The following is a 16211-nucleotide window of genomic DNA, read 5'->3' on the forward strand; positions in this document are numbered from 1 at the left end:
TCCTATACCGCTTCTTCGTGCGCGGCCTTGTCGGGGAAGCGTTTTTCCAGCGCGCTGACAATGAGCTTCATCTTCGATCCCAGCGAGCCCTTCACCATGATCACGTCACCGGCACGGACCGCGGCGACCGCCTGCGCTTCGAGCGCCGCCGAGCTCTCGGCATAGCCTCCCCGCTTGCCGGTGGAAAGGGCATCCCACAGATTCCGCATCAGCGGACCACAACAATATACGAGGTCGATGCGGTTGGCGGTCACGGCCTCGTTGAGGCCGCGGTGCAAATCGGGCCCGGTCGGCCCGAGCTCGAGCATGTCACCGAGCACCGCGATGCGGCGGCCATGCGGCCCGGTCTGGGCCTGACCGAGCACGTTGAGCGCGGCGCCCATCGAGGCCGGGTTGGCGTTGTAGCTCTCGTCGATCAGTGTCGCCTCGCCATGGCCGACCTCGAGGGTGCGGCGGAGGCCGCGGCCGGTCGGCGCCGCGAGCTGCGACAGCGACAGCGCCGCGCGCGCGATATCGGCGCCGAGCAGCGAAGCGCCGGCGAGCACCGCGAGCGAGTTCATCGCCATGTGCCGGCCGGGCATGCCGATCTTGTAGGTGATGTCATGATCCAGAATATCCGCATGCACCGCCGAGCAGGTCGCATGCAGCGAGAGGTCGAGCAGCCGCGCTTCGGCGCGCTTGTCGGCGCCGAACGAGACGATGCGCGAGATGCCGGCCTGCCTGGCCCGCTGTTGCAGCCGCGCGAATTGTCCGTTGTCGCGGTTGAGCACGACGGCGCCATCGGGCTCGAGCCCTGCGAAGATCTCCGCCTTGGCGTCGGCGATCGCCTCGATGCCGGCGAAGAATTCCAGATGCACCGGCTCGATGGTGGTGATGATTGCGACGTCCGGGCGCACCATCTTCACCAGCGGCGTGATCTCGCCGGCATGGTTCATGCCGATCTCGAACACCGCAAAGCGCGTGCTGGCCGGGCAGCGCGCCAGCGACAGCGGCACGCCCCAATGATTGTTGAACGACGCCACCGAGGCATGGGTCTCGCCCTGCGCCGACAGCACGCGGCGCAGCGCCTCCTTGGTCGAGGTCTTGCCGACCGAGCCGGTCACCGCGACGATCTGCGCGTTGAGCCGCGCGCGCGAGGCATGCGCGAGCTCGACGAGGCCGGCGAGCACGTCGTCGACCACCAGCAGCGGCGCATCAGTGGGAAACTTCGCCCGTTGCGCGGTCTCGACCACCGCGAGCCCGGCACCGGCCTTCAGCGCCGCCTCGACGAAGGCATGGCCGTCATGGACGTCGCCCTTGATCGCGAAATACGCCTCGCCCGGCGCGACGGTGCGGCTGTCGATCGAGAGACCGGTGACGCCGTCCGGTAGCACGCCTTGCGTGGCGGCGCGCATCGCCGTCGCCATCGCATCCGAGGTCCACAACATCGTGCTCATGCGCCCTCCGCAGCCAATGCACTGGCGACCGCCTCGTGATCGCTGAACGGCAGCGTCGTGTTGCCGACGATCTGCCCGACCTCGTGGCCCTTGCCGGCAACGACCAGCGCATCGCCCGGCGCGAGGCCGGCAATGCCGGCGCGGATCGCCGCGGCGCGGTCGCCGATCTCGCGCGCGCCCTTCGCCGTCGCCATGATCGCGGCGCGGATCGCCTCCGGCTTCTCGCTGCGCGGATTGTCGTCGGTGACGATGACCTGATCGGCATTCTCGGCCGCGATCGCGCCCATGATCGGACGCTTGCCGGCGTCGCGGTCGCCGCCGGCGCCGAAGATCACGACCAGCTTGCGCTTGGCATAGGGCCGCAGCGCCTGCAGCGCCTTGGCGAGCGCGTCCGGCTTGTGGGCGTAGTCGACGAAGATCGGCGCGCCATTGTGCTCGCCGACGAATTCCAGCCGGCCCTTGGCGCCTTCGAGATGTTCGAGGCAGCCGAACACGTCATCGGCGGCGCTGCCGGTGCCAATCGCGAGCCCGGCCGCGACCAGCGCGTTCTCGATCTGGAATTCGCCGACCAGCGGCAGCCGGATCGCGTGCTTGCGCCCGCGGTGCTCGATCAGGAGCCGCTGGGCAAAGCCTTCGATGGCGGCATCGAGGAGCTTGATGCCATCGCCTGCATCGGCGTTGCGCCCGGCCGCGATGATGCGCAGGCCGCGCGAGCGCGCCGCATCGATCACCTCGGCCGAACAGTCATGATCGGCCGAGATCACCGCGGCGCCGCCTGGCGCGACGAGATCGCGGAACAGCCGGAGCTTTGCATTGAGGTAATGCGCGACATCAGGATGATAGTCCATGTGGTCGCGCGACAGATTGGTGAAGCCGCCGGCGGCGATGCGCACACCGTCGAGACGATACTGATCGAGGCCGTGCGAGGACGCCTCGAACGCCAGATGGGTGACGCCGTCGCTCGCGATCTCGTCGAGCTGGCGATGCAGCGCGATCGGATCCGGCGTGGTCAGCGAGCCGTAGACCGTGCGCTTGTCCGACACGAGGCCGATGGTGCCGATGCTGGCGGAGGAATGTCCGAGCCGCTGCCAGATCTGGCGTGTGAATGCTGCGACCGAGGTCTTGCCGCTGGTGCCGGTCACCGCCGCGATCGTCGCCGGCTGGCGGGAAAAGAATTTGGCCGCGGCGAGCGCCAGCGCACGGCGCGGATTAGGCGTGATGACGAAGGGGGCGCGCGCGTGACCTTGCGGCAGATGGTCGCTGGCGACCGCGACCGCGCCGGCGGCAATCGCCGCTTCGACGAAGCGCGCGCCATCGGTCCTGCTGCCGGCCAGTGCGAAGAACAGGTCGCCCGGCTTCACCGCGCGGCTGTCGACCGCAAGCCCTCCGACAATGAGCGAGGAGGCACTCGGATCGATCGTGGCATCATCGCTGAAGAGGTCGCGAAGTCTCATGATCTTCCAGTCTGGCCGGCGCCGTTCTGGCGCCGCGTGAGTATACGCCTTACTGGGTTGTTCTGGATGCCGCAAGAATAAGGCGGTCGGACGGCGGCAGATCGAATCGCGGTTCAACGCCCAAAAGCGGCGCAATTCGGGCGATCACATTGCCGCCGGTCGGCACCGCATTCCAGCCCGAGGTGATGAACCCGTAGGTCTCCTTCAGGGGCTGCGGCTCGTCGAGCATGATCAGGAGCTGGTATTTCGGATTGTCGGCGGGCAGGATCGCGGTGAAGGCGTTGAGCACGCGCTTCTTGGCGTAGCGGCCGTTGATCACCTTCTCCGCGGTGCCGGTCTTGCCGCCGATATAGTAGCCCTTGACGTCGGCCTTCTTCGCGGTGCCGATCTCGGCATTGAGCCGCATCAGATAGCGCATCTTGTCCGAGGTCTCCGGCTTGATGACGCGCTTGGCGAGCGCCATCGCCTCCTGCTCGGTGCGCTTCAGGAAGGTCGGGGGGATCAGGTAGCCGCCATTGACCAGCGCGTCGATGCCCATCACCGCCTGCAGCGGCGCCACCGCGATGCCGTGACCGAACGAGATGGTGACGGTGTTCAATTCGCCCCACTTCTTCGGCACGATCGGGGACGCGCTCTCCGGCAGTTCGGTGCGCAGCCGCTCGAGCTGGCCCATCTTGCGCAGGAAGGCCTTGTGCGCATCGACGCCCATCGCCAGCGCAATGCGCCCGGCGCCGATGTTGGAGGAATAGTAGAACACCTCCTTCATGTTGATCATGCGGCCCATGTTGTGATCGTCATGGATCGCGAACTTGCCGTAGTGCAGCGGGCCGCGCGCATCCCACATCGAGTTGAGGTCGAACCGGCCGCTATCCAGCGCCATCGCCAGCGTGAACGCCTTGAAGGTCGAGCCCATCTCGTAGACGCCGGTGGTCAGGCGGTTGATGCGATCGGGATCGTGCGCCTCCTTCGGATTGTTCGGATCGAAATCCGGCAGCGAGACCATCGCCACGATCTCGCCGGTGCGCACGTTGGAGACGAGGCCGGAGGCGGCCTTGGCCTTGAACTTCTCTTTCGCCTTGAGCAGTTCGTCGCGTAGCGCGTGCTCGACGCGCAGGTCGACCGACAGCTCCACCGGCTTCTGCAGCCGGTCGGTGGCGAAGCCCGCGCGATGCAGATCGGCCAGACCGTTGCTGTCCAGCCACTTCTCCATGCCGGCGATGCCCTGGTTGTCGATGTTGACGAGGCCGATCAGGTGGGCGACCTCGTTGCCGGTCGGATAGACGCGCTTGTTCTCGCGCAGGAAGCCGACGCCGGGAAGGCCGAGGCGATGGATGTCGCTCTGCTGCTTCGGCGTGATCTCGCGCTTCAGCCAGACGAAACCCTTGCGCGACGACAGGCGGTCGCGCACCTCGCTGGTGTCGAGATCGGGCAAGGCTCCGGTCAAAAGCTCGATCGCCTCGTCCTTGTCGATCAGCCGGCGCGGCTCGGCGAACAGGCTCGGCGCCTTGACGTCGGTGGCGAGGATTTCGCCGTTGCGGTCGGTGATGTCGGGCCTCGCGGTCGCGATGGCGTCCTGCGAGGCGGTGCGGCGCGCGCCGTGGCTGTCGGCGCCGACGGCGAACAGCACCAGCCTCCCCGCCAGCACGCAATAGACCGCGGCGAAAGCGAGGATGGCAAGACCAACGCGCGCGCGCGCCTTGGCGGCGCGGTCGACATTACTGCCGTACAGCAGCGTGCGGATCAGCCGCTGGTTCCATGGCTCGGCAGGTTTCACGGCCGGTGTGTTGGCGGGTGCCGGATCGGTCATGGCTGGTCCCGTCATTGCTGGTCTCCCCCGCCCTGCCCGGAGTCTTCGGGCGCAGGCTGGTCGGCGGCCGACTGGTCGGTCGCCGCCTTGTCGATCGATCCGGTGGTGCTGTCGGGCGCCGCGGCCGCCTCGATGGTGTCGATCATCGCGCCGATCGGATCGCGCGAACCGGGCCGCGTGAAGCTCGGCGGCCGCTCCGGCAGGTTCTTCAGGGAATCGTACTGGTTGGCGTTGATCGGCTTCAGCGGCAGATGGCGCTCGGCGAGGCCCTGCAGCCGGAGCGGCGCATCGAGCTTGGCCCATTCGGCGCGCAACGCGGCGATCGCATTGCGCTGCTCGCGGATCTCGGCGTTGAGTTGCAGCACGCGCTCGACGCGCGCGGTCGATTCCATCTTGATGCGGTAGACATAGGACGCCGCGAAGATCAGCATGCCGATGACGAGGAGATGGAGAAGGCGCATCGTCACCCTCCCCGCTTCAGGTCGGACAGCCGCGGCCATGACGGCAGGTCGTCGTCGGCGTGCACCGGCGCGGCGCTGCGCTTCGCGGCACGCAGCTTGGCCGATCGCGCGCGCGGATTGGCGGCAAGCTCGGCCTCATCGGGCGTCACCGGACGCTTGGTCAGGATCTGAAAGCTGGGCGCCGCTTGCGCAATTTCGGGCAAATGCCGCGAGCCGGCGGAGACCTTGCCGCGCAGGCTGAGGAAATTCTTGACGATGCGGTCTTCCAGCGAATGGAACGAAACCACGACGAGCCGGCCGCCCGGCTTCAGCACGCGCTCGGCCGCTGCGAGCGCCAGATGGAGCTCATCGAGCTCCTCATTGACGAAGATGCGTAGCGCCTGGAAGGTCCGCGTCGCCGGATGGATCTCGTTCGGCTTGGCGCGCACGACCTTCGCGACGATATCGGCAAGCGCGTCGGTCGTCGTGATCGGCGCGTCCTTGCGCGCGGCGACGATGGCGCGGGCGACGCCGCGCGAATGCCGCTCCTCGCCGAAGATATAGATGATGTCGGCGAGCTGTTTCTCGGAAGCGGTCGCGACCACGTCGGCCGCGGTCGGGCCGCTCTGGGCCATCCGCATGTCGAGCGGACCGCCGAGCCGGAACGAGAAGCCGCGTTCGGCCCGGTCAAGCTGCATCGAGGAGACGCCGACATCCATCACGACGCCGTCGACCGCATCCACCCCCTGCGATGCGCAGACCTCGGCGAGGTTGGAGAAGCGGTCCTCGACCAGCGTCAGCCGACCGCCTGCGCCGTCGACCAGATCGAAGCCGCCGGTTATCGCGGTGCGGTCGCGGTCGATGCCGATCACGCGGGTCTCGGCGACATCGAGGATCGCCCGGCTGTAGCCGCCTGCACCGAAGGTCGCGTCGACATAGATGCCGCCGGCGCGCGGAGCGAGATACGCGACCGCCTCGCGGCCCAGCACCGAAATGTGACGCGGCGCACGCTCGCTCATGCGCCGCTCCCGGGCGGGGCCGCGTAACTGGCATGCAAGCTGGGTGCGCGCCGACTCATTGCGCCTCGAATCCTCGCGCCCAGAGCCCTCTTCGTTCCGATTGGATCGGAACGGGGCTCTGGATTCCTGTCTTGACGCGTTTTCTTCACGCGAACCGGTATCCACTTCGCTCGAAAACACGTGAAAGAGCCGCTGCGTGACGCCAGCGCCAACTCCCGTCCTCGGCCGCAAATCCTGATATCCGACCGGAATTGGGAGGGTTTCCATGGGATTTCGCGCAAACAGCGGGGCTCAGCGTCCTTTGGCCGTCCCCCGAAACCGGTTCGGCACTTCACCTCTCAGTAACGGCACTTAACGTTAAGAAAACGTTGATGATCGGTTAGCGCAATCGCGCGGCTTTGATCCGCATTCGAGTGATACCCTCGCGACCCACTCCGGGCACAATGGCGCGGCGCATCGTGCGGATCACGGAACCCGGCACGGCCGATTGCGCGGCCCGCACGGTAAAGGAATAGTAAACGCCTATTTGTTTATCCATATGTCAAAATGCTTTCTCCTGGTTCGGGTTTGAGTGATTCGTATGGCTTCAAGTTCGTCTTCGTCCGGCAACGCTGATTCGAAGCGTCAGCGCGCCCTCCCTGTTCCAAAGGGGGTGGCGGACGCGAAGACGTTCACGCCGGATTCCTCGATCGCCTCCGACGTGATCCCGTCGGCGAACTTCGGCGATCGCGCCAATGGCCGGCAACCCGACATGATCGTGCTGCACTACACCGGCATGCCCGATGTCGAGGGTGCGATCACCCAGCTCTGCACGGCCGGCACCGAGGTCTCGGCGCACTACATCGTGCTCGAGGACGGCCGCATCGTGCAGTGCGTGCCGGAGAGCAAGCGCGCCTGGCACGCCGGCGTGTCGGCGTGGGCCGGCGATGACGATATCAACTCCTGCTCGATCGGCGTCGAGATCGTCAATCGCGGCCACGATTGGGGCTATCCGGACTTTCCGCTGCGCCAGATTGCGGCTGTCATCGCGCTGTGCCGCGGCATCATGCTTCGCCGCAAGGTGGTTCCGCATCGCGTGCTCGGCCATTCCGACGTGGCGCCGGCGCGCAAGAAGGATCCCGGCGAGAAATTCCCCTGGCACTCGTTGGCCAATTCCGGCGTCGGGCACTGGGTGCAGCCGGCGCCGATCGTGCGCGGCGACGCGCTGCAGCTCGGTGCGATCAGCGACAGCGTCTCCAACATGCAGGCCGCGTTCCGGCGCTACGGCTACAACATCCCGACCAACGGCAAGTTCGACGGCCCGACCATGGAGGTCGTCACCGCCTTCCAGCGTCACTTCCGCCCGGAGCGCATCGACGGGATCGCCGACCGCTCCACCATGGCCACACTGCACGCGCTCCTCGAGAGCCTGCCGCCGGATGCGGCGACGGTGGTCGCGTCGAGCTAGGCTCGCGTCTGTCCGTCATTGCGAAGGAGCGGTGCATTTTCCTGCCAAGTGTGCGTGCACGTTGGAACTTTTCGGCACGTGCGGTCTTTGTAACTGGGGCGGTCCGAGTGGAGATTCGTCCATGTTCAAAGCACTGATCGCAGGAGCCGCCGCCGTCGGCCTCATTGTCGCTCCGGCTGCCGCTGGCGCTATGTCGACCCAAAGCAAGACCATGTCGTCGACCCATCACAAGACCCAGAAGGTCCATCACGCGCAGAAGAAGATGGCACCCGACACCACGACCGGCATGTCGAAGGGAACGACGACCGGGCAATCGAGCACCGGCGCCAAGGCGAAGACAGGTTACTGAGCACGCTCAACGCCGCACGGCGCGCTGACCATCGCGGATGAATGGCGCGCCGTCACTGGCCACGCACGAGATGGGGCGCGTCACCCCATCTCGGCGATGCGCCGCGCATAGAGCCGCCGCAGCGGGTCGAGTTGCGTGGCTGCCGTTGCAACGAGATAAGCCTGCCGCGCTTCGTTCTTGCGGCCGAGGCGGCGCAGCAAGTCGGCGCGCACGGCGGGCAGCTGGTCATATCCCTTCAAAGTACCGCGCGCGTCCAGCGCATCGATCAGGCCGAGCGCGCGCGCCGGACCATCGACCATCGACACCGCGGCGGCGTGATTGAGCTCGATCACCGGCGACGGGCTGATGCGCAGCAGCACTTCATAGAGACCGGCGATCTGCGGCCAATCCGTGTCCTGATAACTCGGCGCCCGCGCATGCAGCGCGGCGATCGCGGCCTGCACGGCGTAGGACTGCGGCCGGCCCGGCATCCGCAGCGCTTCCTCGACCAGTTCGAGGCCTTCGGCGATCTGCTGGAAATCCCACAACGAACGGTCCTGCTCCTCGAGCAGCACGATATCGCCGCCGGCGGTTTGGCGGCCGGCGCGACGCGCATCATGCAACAGCATCAGAGCCAGCAGGCCCTTGATCTCGCCGCGCGCCGGTATCAGCGCATCGATCAGCCGCGCCAGCCGGATCGCCTCGCGCGCAAGATCGGGCCGCATCAGATCCTCGCCGGCGGTTGCCGCATAACCTTCGGTGAAGACGAGGTAGATCACCGCGAGCACGCCGGTGAGGCGCGGCTCCAGCGCCTCACGCTCCGGCACCTCATAGGGAATGCCGGCGAGTTTTATCTTTTGCTTGGCGCGCAGGAGGCGCTGCGCCATGGCGTCCTCGCTCACCAAAAAGGCGCGCGCGACCTGCACCGTCGTCAGCCCGCACACCGTGCGCAAGGTCAGCGCGACCTGGACCTCGGCGGCAAACGACGGATGGCAGCAGGTGAAGATCAGCCGCAGCATGTCGTCGTCGAGCGTTGCGTCGGCCGGCTCGGGCGAGGACTCCGCATCGAGCAGGATTTGATGCGTCAGTTCCTGCTGCTTGCCGCGAAACGTCGCCGCGCGGCGGACGCGGTCGATCGCCTTGTTGCGGCCGACATTGACCAGCCAGGCACGCGGATTGGAAGGAAAATCGCCGATCGGCCAGCGCTGCAGGGCCACCGCAAAGGCATCCTGAAGCGCGTCCTCGGCCAGATCGAAATCGCCGACGAGCCGGATCAGCGTTGCAAGCGCCCGGCCCGCCTCGTCGCGAAACACTTTTTCGATCTGGCTGGGGGTCATGAGTTTCACCGTCATTCCGGGGCGATGCGAAAGCATCGAACCCGGAATCTCGAGATTCCGGGTTCGCTTCGCGCCCCGGAATGACCGTTGGTCTTATCGCGGGTTGTCGTAGATCATCACCGGCCTGACTTCGATCGAGCCGGTCTTGGCGCCGGGAATCCGCGCCGCGAGGCCGAGCGCCGTGTCGAGATCCTTGGCATCGACGAGATAGTAGCCGCCGAGTTGTTCGCGGGTTTCCGCAAATGGCCCGTCGGTCGTCAGCGTCTTGCCGTCGCGCACCCGCACGGTGGTCGCGGTCGACACCGGCTGCAGCCCGTCACCCGCCTTGAAGTGTCCGCTCTGGATGATGGACTGGGTGTAGACGGCATATTCCGCCGACAGGGCCTTGCGGTCGTCGGCATTCATGCCGCCATATTCCGCGTCGCTCCGGTAGATCAGCAACAGGTATTGCATCTTGAGAACTCCTCTTGATCGGCTGGATCGCCGACACCCAGTCGAACGGGCGACACGCGGGACGACATCGTCAGGATAAATTATTTTGGCCGCCCGGCGTGAATGCCTCGCCGACCCCGGCGGGCCGCGGCGCCGGCTTATATCTGATATTCCGATAGTAATCGCCAGTATTATTCGTTTGTTAAATTCATGGCAGTGCGTAGCCTTGGGGTCGGGATGCCCGGAGGACTTCGCCATGACACCACTGCCGCAGACAGCAACACGCCTTTCCCGGCTCCTGCTGTCGATGCTGTACCGAATCCTGCGCAGCCGGATCGTGGCGGAACCGCGCCACCACGCCAGTCAGGTCGCCTCGAGCATCGCCGCGGGCGGCAATCCGCTCGGCGTGTGAGCAGGCAATGCAACGGGGCACCACGCGCCTGAAGGCGCTGCGTCAGCTGATCGCCGACGAAGGGCTGACCATCGCGATCCTAGCGGCGGTTGCCGCAGCGACGGTGATCGCATTTGGCTTCGGTGCGGAAGCCGACATCGTGGCCTCGATGCTGATCATCGGTCTCGTGACCGCGCTGGCGGAAACCCGCCTGCGATCGGGAAAGTAGCTCCCGCTGCCGTGACCGGCTCCCGGAGGGAATGACCGAGAACCTAGCATTTGCTTGTAGCCTTATCCGTGTCATTGCGAGCGAAGCGAAGCAATCCACCTGTTCGCATGTGCGGAGCGATGGATTGCTGCGTCGCTACCGCTCCTCGCGAAGTCGGCACGGCTTCCCAGCCCTTACGACGATGTCCCGGCCTGCTGCGCGGCGCGGCGCCGCAACTCCTTGAGCTCCTCGAAACGCTTGGTCACGTCGCGCATCACGGCGACGGTGCCGGCAACCTTGCGCGCCGCATCGTGCAGCATCACGATGGTGAATTCGACGGAGATGCGCGTCCCGTGCCTGGTCAGCGCCGGCACCGACAGCAGATCGCCCTGACCGTAGCGGCTCGTCCCGGTCGCCATCGTGTGCCGGAAGCCGGCCCAGTGACGCGCGCGCAGATTCTCCGGAATGATCAAATCGAGCGATTGTCCGATCGCCTCCTCGGCGCTGAAGCCGAACAGCCTGACCGCGCCCGGATTCCACAGCGTGATGCGGCCTTCGACATCGGTCGCAACGATCGCGTCGGAGGCACCCTTGAGCAACGCGTCTCCCACTTCTGCCGCAATATCCATCGTTTGACCTCCCGCTGATGCCGATCCTGCTGTGAACGCGGACGTTTGCGCTGACAAGCGAAGAAAGCCGATGGAACGGATCGGTGATGCCGATAGCAATCGCGGTCAGCGCCGCCGCCGCGTGGCGGGCTTGGCCCGCGGGAGGTCCGCGCTCGCATTAACCTGGGATGCGGCGAGCCGATGCATGGTCTCGACCGCGCGCGCCAGATGATCGTCCTGGCTGTCAGCCGGATAGGCGACATAGGCCGGCATCGCAAAGCCAGGTGCACCGGCAACGGCGTGCAGCCGCCGCGCCTTCAGGAGCGGCTCCACGATTCGGCGCGCAAAGAATCCGGAGCCGCCGTTCTCCAAAAGATGCTGCAATCCGAGCCAGCCGATATTCACCGTCAGCGCGGGGCCGGCGAAATTCGGAAACAGCGTGGCGTGACGCGCGTAGAATTCAGGGCCCCAATCGACATAGACGTAGCCCGGTCCCGGCTCCGGCGCGCTCTTCGGATCGGTCGACACCAGGATGAGCTGCTCCTCGAACAGCTGCTCGACCTTGAGGCCGGGGCGGCTCTGCGGCGTGTACATCACGCCGATGTCGATGCGTCCCTCGACCAGCCCCTGCATCAGCTCGGGCTCGAGCGCGCTCTCGGCACGGATCGAGATGTCGGGATGCGCCCGCGTCATCAGCGGCAGCCAGCGCAGCAGATACTCTTCCCAAAGTCCGATGCGGCCGCCGACCACCAGCGTCGCGGAAAACCCCTTGGGGATTCCGACATCATGGCGCGCCTGCTCGACGGTGCGGACCAGGACCGAGGCGTGGCGCTGAAACTGGCGGCCCGCCGGCGTCAACGTGGTGCCGGCCTTGTTGCGCACGAACAGCACGCAGCCGAGCTGCTGCTCGAGCGTGTGGATGCGGGTGCTGACGGTCGACTGGCTGACGTGCAGCCGCTCCGCCGCGGTGATGAAGTTGCCGGCGCTCACCACCGTCAGGAACGTCCGGGCCAGTTCGGTATCCATGGCGCCTCGACCTTTGGATCGATCAAATCGATATCAAAAGCCCCTCCTCTGTGAATGTCAAAATCGAGGACCGGCCCGGGCGCTGGGCCAAGGTTAACCATCGCAATCGCTTGACGCGGGCGGCCAAAGCCCGCATGCGTAAGCCGTCAGTCGGCCGGACGGCCGCTCCCGCAAGCGCCGAAAGGCCGCGGGGGAGGAAAGTCCGGGCTCCATCGACATGCGGTGCCGGATAACATCCGGCGGGGGCGACCCCAGGGAAAGTGCCACAGAGAACGAACCGCTCCCTCCTCGGAGGAAGTAAGGGTGAAAAGGTGCGGTAAGAGCGCACCGCGTTTCCGGCAACGGAGACGGCATGGCAAACCACACCGGGAGCAAAACCGAATAGGGACGGCAACGCGGTTAGTTCGCGCATGCGCGATAACACCGCAGGGCGATGTCAGGCCCGCTGTCCGGGTAGGTTGCCCGAGGCAAGGTGCAAACCTTGTCCCAGAGGAATGGCCGTCGCGCATCATTCGCAAGAATGATGCCCTACAGAACCCGGCTTACAGGCCGGCTGATATCTTGGACCATGAGGGGCTCGGCGCAACACGCCGGGCCCCTCGCCATTTTTTGATCAACGTCGTTCCAGCCATGCGCGCCGGCGAAAAGCAGAGCCAACCCGTCGTCTTGCGTCAGAACGACCCGAATGCGGTGCCGATCGCAATCACCGCTGCGAGAGCAATGACAGAACTCACGATGCCGACCATGACGATGTCGAGATAGCTTTCGCGATGCTTGAGCCCACAGATCGCAAGCAGGCTAACGACAGCGCCGTTGTGAGGTAGAATGTCCAGCGTTCCCGAACCGATCACCGCGACGCGATGCAGCAGGCCGGGGTCAATACCCGCCTCCGCGGCAAGATCCATATAGGTCCGTCCCAGCGCATCGAGCGCGATCGTCAAGCCGCCGGAAGCCGACCCGGTCAGCGCCGCAAGGATGTTCGTCGCGACTGCGAGCGACACCAATGGACCGCCTTCAATTCGCAACACCCAGTCCCGCACCACGCCGAAAGCGGGAAGCGAGGCGATAACGGCGCCGAATCCGACAAGGCTTGCGACGCTCAGCGCCGGCAGGACCGACGCGTTGGCACCGGCATCCACGGTTCGTCGCAGTGCGGGCAGTCGCGTCCAGTTGCAGAGGATGACCGTCACGATCGCTCCCGCCAGCGCCACGACAACCGACCAGACACCGGCCACGGCAGCCAGCGATGTATTTCCCCACCGTTGTTCGGCCAGGAACGAGAAATCAAGCCGGGGCAGCACAACCAGCGACATCACCAGATTGACGGCGACGACGACTATCAGGGGAAGCAAGGCGTTGAAAATCGGGACGGCGGCATCGCTGTGATATCCGTGGCGGAGTTCCGCCGGGTCGAATTCCCGCGCCGTCGTCGCCCGCTCGCGCAACAGCTCATCGTCGGCTGCATCCTCCGGAACCGGCGGTTCGTCGCCATAACCCTCCTTTGCCCGACGCGCTGCCTTCTCCGCGCGAAGCAGCCACCACAGCCCGACGCCCAGCATGATGATCGATGCGACAGCGCCGAGGCCCGGTGCGGCAAAGGGGGTCGTGCCAAAGAAAGGCATCGGTATCGCATTCTGTATCGACGGCGTGCCCGGCAGCGCCGACATGGTGAAGGTCGAAGTCCCGAGAATGACCGCCGCCGGTACCAGACGACGTGGAATTCCCGCCGTGCGAAACAGCGACTGCGCCATCGGAACGATGACAAAGAAGGCGACGAACAGGCTGACGCCGCCATAGGTGACCAGTGCGCCTGCGAGCACGACCGCAAGGATGATCCGGCGCTCGCCCAGGCACCGGGAGATGAAGCCCGCGACCGCAGCGACCGCGCCGCTGTCATCCATGAGCTTTCCGAACACGGCGCCAAGCAGAAAAATAGGAAAGAACTGCGCGAGAAACTCCGACGCACTACCCATGAAGGTCTGCGTCCAGTTCGCAAGCAGCGGCTCGCCACCGAAGGCTGCGGCCACCAGCGCACAGAGCGGCGCGAGCAGCAGCACGCTCCAACCGCGAAAAGCGAGACAGACCAGCAGTCCAAGCCCGACGAGAATGCCGAGAAGACCCATCGTCTCAGCACTCCGCCAGCAGAATATCGAGATCTGCGGTCGAACGCTCACCGAGATCGGCGCCATGCGCGTCGAGGAATTCGGCGGCGGCTCGCCGCCCTTCCTCGTGCAGCTTCGCCACGAACGCCCATTCGGCATTGAGCTTGGATGACGAACCGAACGTCGCAAGCATGTCGCTCTTGATCCGGTGCGTCTTCATCTGCGCCCAGCGGGCGCCTTCCCCCGTACCGGGGTCGGCGACCTGGCGAAGCAACGCGATCATCCGCAGCTCCTTTGCCAGCGGCGAATTGAACGAGATCTCGTTAAGCCGGTTGAGAATGTCAGCGGCCGTGCGCGGCTGCTCCGGACGCTCGGTCGGGTTGATCTGGACGACGACGGTGTCGTGCGCGTCGGTCTCGCGAACGAGCGGCGTAATCGTGGGATTACCCGCGTAGCCGCCGTCCCAATAGGGCTCGCCATCGATCTCGATCGCACGAAATATCGTCGGCAGGCAGGCCGACGCTAGCAGGACATCCGCGGTAATCTCCGCGTTGCGAAAAATCCGTCCGCGGCCCGTACGGACGCGCGTGGCGGTGATGAAGAGCTTGATCGGCGCGCGTGCAAGACGCTCGAAATCGATACTGTCGTTCAATATGTCGCGTAGCGGATTGAAGCCAAGCGGATTGAGGTCGTAGGGTGAAAGCATCCGCGACATCAAATCGGTGAAGAGATAGGCGGGGGAGCTGTCAAGCGACCAGCGTCCCATCAGTCGGTCGAGCGGCGACCGTTGCAACGGACTGAATGCGGCGGCGCGCGAGACGCTTCGCCAATATTTTTCAAGCGCTTCGCGTGCACCGGCGGCGCCGCCCGCGGTCCAACCATCCGCCAGCACGGCTGCGTTCATCGCTCCGGCCGATGTCCCGGAGATGCCCGCAATCTGAAACCATGGTTCTTCGAGAAGCCGATCCAGGACACCCCACGTGAACGCACCGTGCGATCCCCCACCTTGAAGCGCCAGGTCTACGAGCACGGGGCTGCGGTTCATGAATCCATGCTCACCAGCACGCGAGACCCTCATTATGTCGCAGTTTAGCGGAACATGCGAGACAAAGTTGCGGTCGCTGCGTAATTCCGATGGCGAACTTCGAACGATATTATTTCAACTCGAAGCGAAGCGAACCGATCGCTTAAGTGCCGCCACAGGCCCGCGTTTCTTAAAAGGCGACATGCATAGGGTGGCGGGCGTAGAGTGTGTCCCTCGCGGAGGAACACAGATGGACCTTCAGAAGATCATGGCGAAGGCAAGAGACATCGCCAGGAGCACCGGCACGATCACGACCGAGCAGCTGAACGGGATGTGCCTCAACAATATGGAGCCCGAAGATATCGCGGCTCTCTTTGCGGCTCTGCGGACCGAGGGGATTCGTCTCAAGGACGACGAAGCGGAAAAGTAGGAGAGCCACTGTGCTTTGACGCTATGGCAAGACAATCGATCACTGCGATCGAAACGCTGGCCGAGTTTGGTTAGTGGCAGATTGGCCTCCGGCGGCATTGCAGCTATGATCCGCTGGAGCTGGACGTGTCCTTCTGCCCCGAGATTCAAGAAGATCAAAAGGAGGAATCGGAATGTCGGTCGCCTGCAAGTTCGAACGCAGCATCCTCAGCCATGAAGAATATGAAGCAATCCGCCTGACGCACCATCCCGCCATTTACAGCGTCGAGGTGAGCGAGCTCGAGGCCATGCGACCCCGCTTGCGCAAGATGCGCGACAAGGAGCGAACGGTCGGCCGACAAAAGCAGCGCGAGAGCCGCGGAAAGGCCGAGGCGCGCGGCACCAGCTTTCCGGGAACCGCCAAGCATGCGTCGGAGCGTAAGCAGGTGTTCGCAGCAGCGCTGAAGCGGGTCAACACGGAGCTGAAACTTCAGCACAATCTGGCAGCCCGGACGGCAAATGTCGAAGCAGCGCGAAAGGCCCTCGCGCTGCACCGTGCGGCGAACTTCACAACGCGTCCCCCGGCTGGAGCCACCGCGGGCGACGGCATGGCGTCGAAGCCTAGCGAACGCCGACGAAAGATCATTGCGGGCGCAAAGATCGGACGCATATCGCAGGCGACAAAGGTCGCTCAAGCCGTCCGCGACGCGCGCGGTGCATGATCCATAACTCACGCCCGCGGAT

Annotated in this window: 17 protein-coding genes and 1 other RNA gene; 7 read left to right on the top strand and 11 right to left on the bottom strand. The window is 65.3% G+C overall.

Annotated features, from left to right (window positions below):
• Positions 1 to 2 precede the first annotated feature (2 nt).
• Genes QA639_RS31330 through rsmH form a run of 5 tightly spaced genes read right to left on the bottom strand, consistent with a single transcriptional unit; the run spans position 3 to position 6156 of the window.
• Positions 3 to 1436, bottom strand: coding sequence for a UDP-N-acetylmuramoylalanyl-D-glutamyl-2,6-diaminopimelate--D-alanyl-D-alanine ligase (locus tag QA639_RS31330; protein WP_283087977.1), 1434 nt, complete (start codon positions 1434 to 1436; stop codon positions 3 to 5).
• Complete coding sequence (locus tag QA639_RS31335) at positions 1433 to 2890, bottom strand: UDP-N-acetylmuramoyl-L-alanyl-D-glutamate--2,6-diaminopimelate ligase (RefSeq protein ID WP_157346176.1); 1458 nt, start codon at positions 2888 to 2890, stop codon at positions 1433 to 1435. Before QA639_RS31335 ends, QA639_RS31330 begins: the two co-directional genes overlap by 4 nt.
• A gap of 49 nt (positions 2891 to 2939) precedes the next feature.
• The gene (locus tag QA639_RS31340; RefSeq protein ID WP_050385389.1) at positions 2940 to 4697 is read right to left on the bottom strand and encodes a peptidoglycan D,D-transpeptidase FtsI family protein; all 1758 of its coding nucleotides are present in this window, start codon (positions 4695 to 4697) and stop codon (positions 2940 to 2942) included.
• Positions 4698 to 4708: 11 nt separating this feature from the next.
• Positions 4709 to 5158, bottom strand: coding sequence for a cell division protein FtsL (ftsL, locus tag QA639_RS31345; protein WP_038377244.1), 450 nt, complete (start codon positions 5156 to 5158; stop codon positions 4709 to 4711).
• A gap of 2 nt (positions 5159 to 5160) precedes the next feature.
• The gene (gene rsmH, locus QA639_RS31350) at positions 5161 to 6156 is read right to left on the bottom strand and encodes a 16S rRNA (cytosine(1402)-N(4))-methyltransferase RsmH (RefSeq protein WP_283087978.1); all 996 of its coding nucleotides are present in this window, start codon (positions 6154 to 6156) and stop codon (positions 5161 to 5163) included.
• Positions 6157 to 6736: 580 nt separating this feature from the next.
• Between rsmH and QA639_RS31355 the strand changes: the two genes are divergently transcribed.
• Entirely contained in the window at positions 6737 to 7603 is an 867-nt protein-coding gene (locus QA639_RS31355) for an N-acetylmuramoyl-L-alanine amidase (RefSeq protein WP_076824121.1), read from the top strand.
• A gap of 121 nt (positions 7604 to 7724) precedes the next feature.
• On the top strand, positions 7725 to 7952 hold the full coding sequence (locus QA639_RS31360; protein ID WP_283087979.1) for a hypothetical protein: 228 nt from the start codon (positions 7725 to 7727) through the stop codon (positions 7950 to 7952).
• 80 nt (positions 7953 to 8032) lie between these two features.
• Here the strand turns inward: QA639_RS31360 and QA639_RS31365 are convergent, their stop codons facing one another.
• Together QA639_RS31365 and QA639_RS31370 are read right to left on the bottom strand one after the other, a co-directional pair.
• Positions 8033 to 9268 carry an RNA polymerase sigma factor gene (locus QA639_RS31365; RefSeq protein WP_283087980.1) on the bottom strand — a complete coding sequence of 412 codons (1236 nt, stop codon included), beginning with the start codon at positions 9266 to 9268 and terminating at the stop codon, positions 8033 to 8035.
• A gap of 93 nt (positions 9269 to 9361) precedes the next feature.
• The gene (locus QA639_RS31370) at positions 9362 to 9721 is read right to left on the bottom strand and encodes a YciI family protein (RefSeq protein WP_028332558.1); all 360 of its coding nucleotides are present in this window, start codon (positions 9719 to 9721) and stop codon (positions 9362 to 9364) included.
• A 235-nt stretch (positions 9722 to 9956) separates the two neighbouring features.
• On the opposite strand from QA639_RS31370, the gene QA639_RS31375 reads away from it, so the two are divergent.
• Both QA639_RS31375 and QA639_RS31380 read left to right on the top strand, forming a co-directional pair.
• Complete coding sequence (locus tag QA639_RS31375) at positions 9957 to 10112, top strand: hypothetical protein (protein WP_198400224.1); 156 nt, start codon at positions 9957 to 9959, stop codon at positions 10110 to 10112.
• A 7-nt stretch (positions 10113 to 10119) separates the two neighbouring features.
• Positions 10120 to 10320, top strand: a complete 201-nt coding sequence (locus tag QA639_RS31380; RefSeq protein WP_028332559.1) for a hypothetical protein — start codon at positions 10120 to 10122, stop codon at positions 10318 to 10320.
• 173 nt (positions 10321 to 10493) lie between these two features.
• On the opposite strand, the gene QA639_RS31385 is transcribed toward QA639_RS31380, so the two are convergent.
• Positions 10494 to 10928 (bottom strand): PAS domain S-box protein, encoded by a 435-nt coding sequence (locus QA639_RS31385; RefSeq protein WP_157346180.1) that lies wholly within the window; start codon positions 10926 to 10928, stop codon positions 10494 to 10496.
• A 105-nt stretch (positions 10929 to 11033) separates the two neighbouring features.
• Positions 11034 to 11933, bottom strand: a complete 900-nt coding sequence (locus QA639_RS31390; RefSeq protein WP_157346182.1) for a LysR family transcriptional regulator — start codon at positions 11931 to 11933, stop codon at positions 11034 to 11036.
• A gap of 146 nt (positions 11934 to 12079) precedes the next feature.
• Here QA639_RS31390 and rnpB point away from each other — a divergent pair.
• An RNA gene (rnpB, locus tag QA639_RS31395) (RNase P RNA component class A) lies at positions 12080 to 12494 on the top strand.
• A gap of 110 nt (positions 12495 to 12604) precedes the next feature.
• On the opposite strand, the gene QA639_RS31400 is transcribed toward rnpB, so the two are convergent.
• Both QA639_RS31400 and QA639_RS31405 read right to left on the bottom strand, forming a co-directional pair.
• Positions 12605 to 14056: a GntP family permease gene (locus QA639_RS31400; RefSeq protein WP_283087981.1), complete on the bottom strand. Its 1452-nt coding sequence runs from the start codon at positions 14054 to 14056 to the stop codon at positions 12605 to 12607.
• A 4-nt stretch (positions 14057 to 14060) separates the two neighbouring features.
• Positions 14061 to 15080 carry a patatin-like phospholipase family protein gene (locus tag QA639_RS31405; protein ID WP_283087982.1) on the bottom strand — a complete coding sequence of 340 codons (1020 nt, stop codon included), beginning with the start codon at positions 15078 to 15080 and terminating at the stop codon, positions 14061 to 14063.
• Positions 15081 to 15309: 229 nt separating this feature from the next.
• On the opposite strand from QA639_RS31405, the gene QA639_RS31410 reads away from it, so the two are divergent.
• Together QA639_RS31410 and QA639_RS31415 are read left to right on the top strand one after the other, a co-directional pair.
• Positions 15310 to 15489, top strand: coding sequence for a hypothetical protein (locus QA639_RS31410; protein ID WP_283087983.1), 180 nt, complete (start codon positions 15310 to 15312; stop codon positions 15487 to 15489).
• A 172-nt stretch (positions 15490 to 15661) separates the two neighbouring features.
• Positions 15662 to 16189 (top strand): hypothetical protein, encoded by a 528-nt coding sequence (locus QA639_RS31415; RefSeq protein WP_157346186.1) that lies wholly within the window; start codon positions 15662 to 15664, stop codon positions 16187 to 16189.
• Positions 16190 to 16211: the final 22 nt, after the last annotated feature.

Source organism: Bradyrhizobium pachyrhizi (assembly GCF_029714545.1).
Taxonomy (GTDB): domain Bacteria; phylum Pseudomonadota; class Alphaproteobacteria; order Rhizobiales; family Xanthobacteraceae; genus Bradyrhizobium; species Bradyrhizobium pachyrhizi.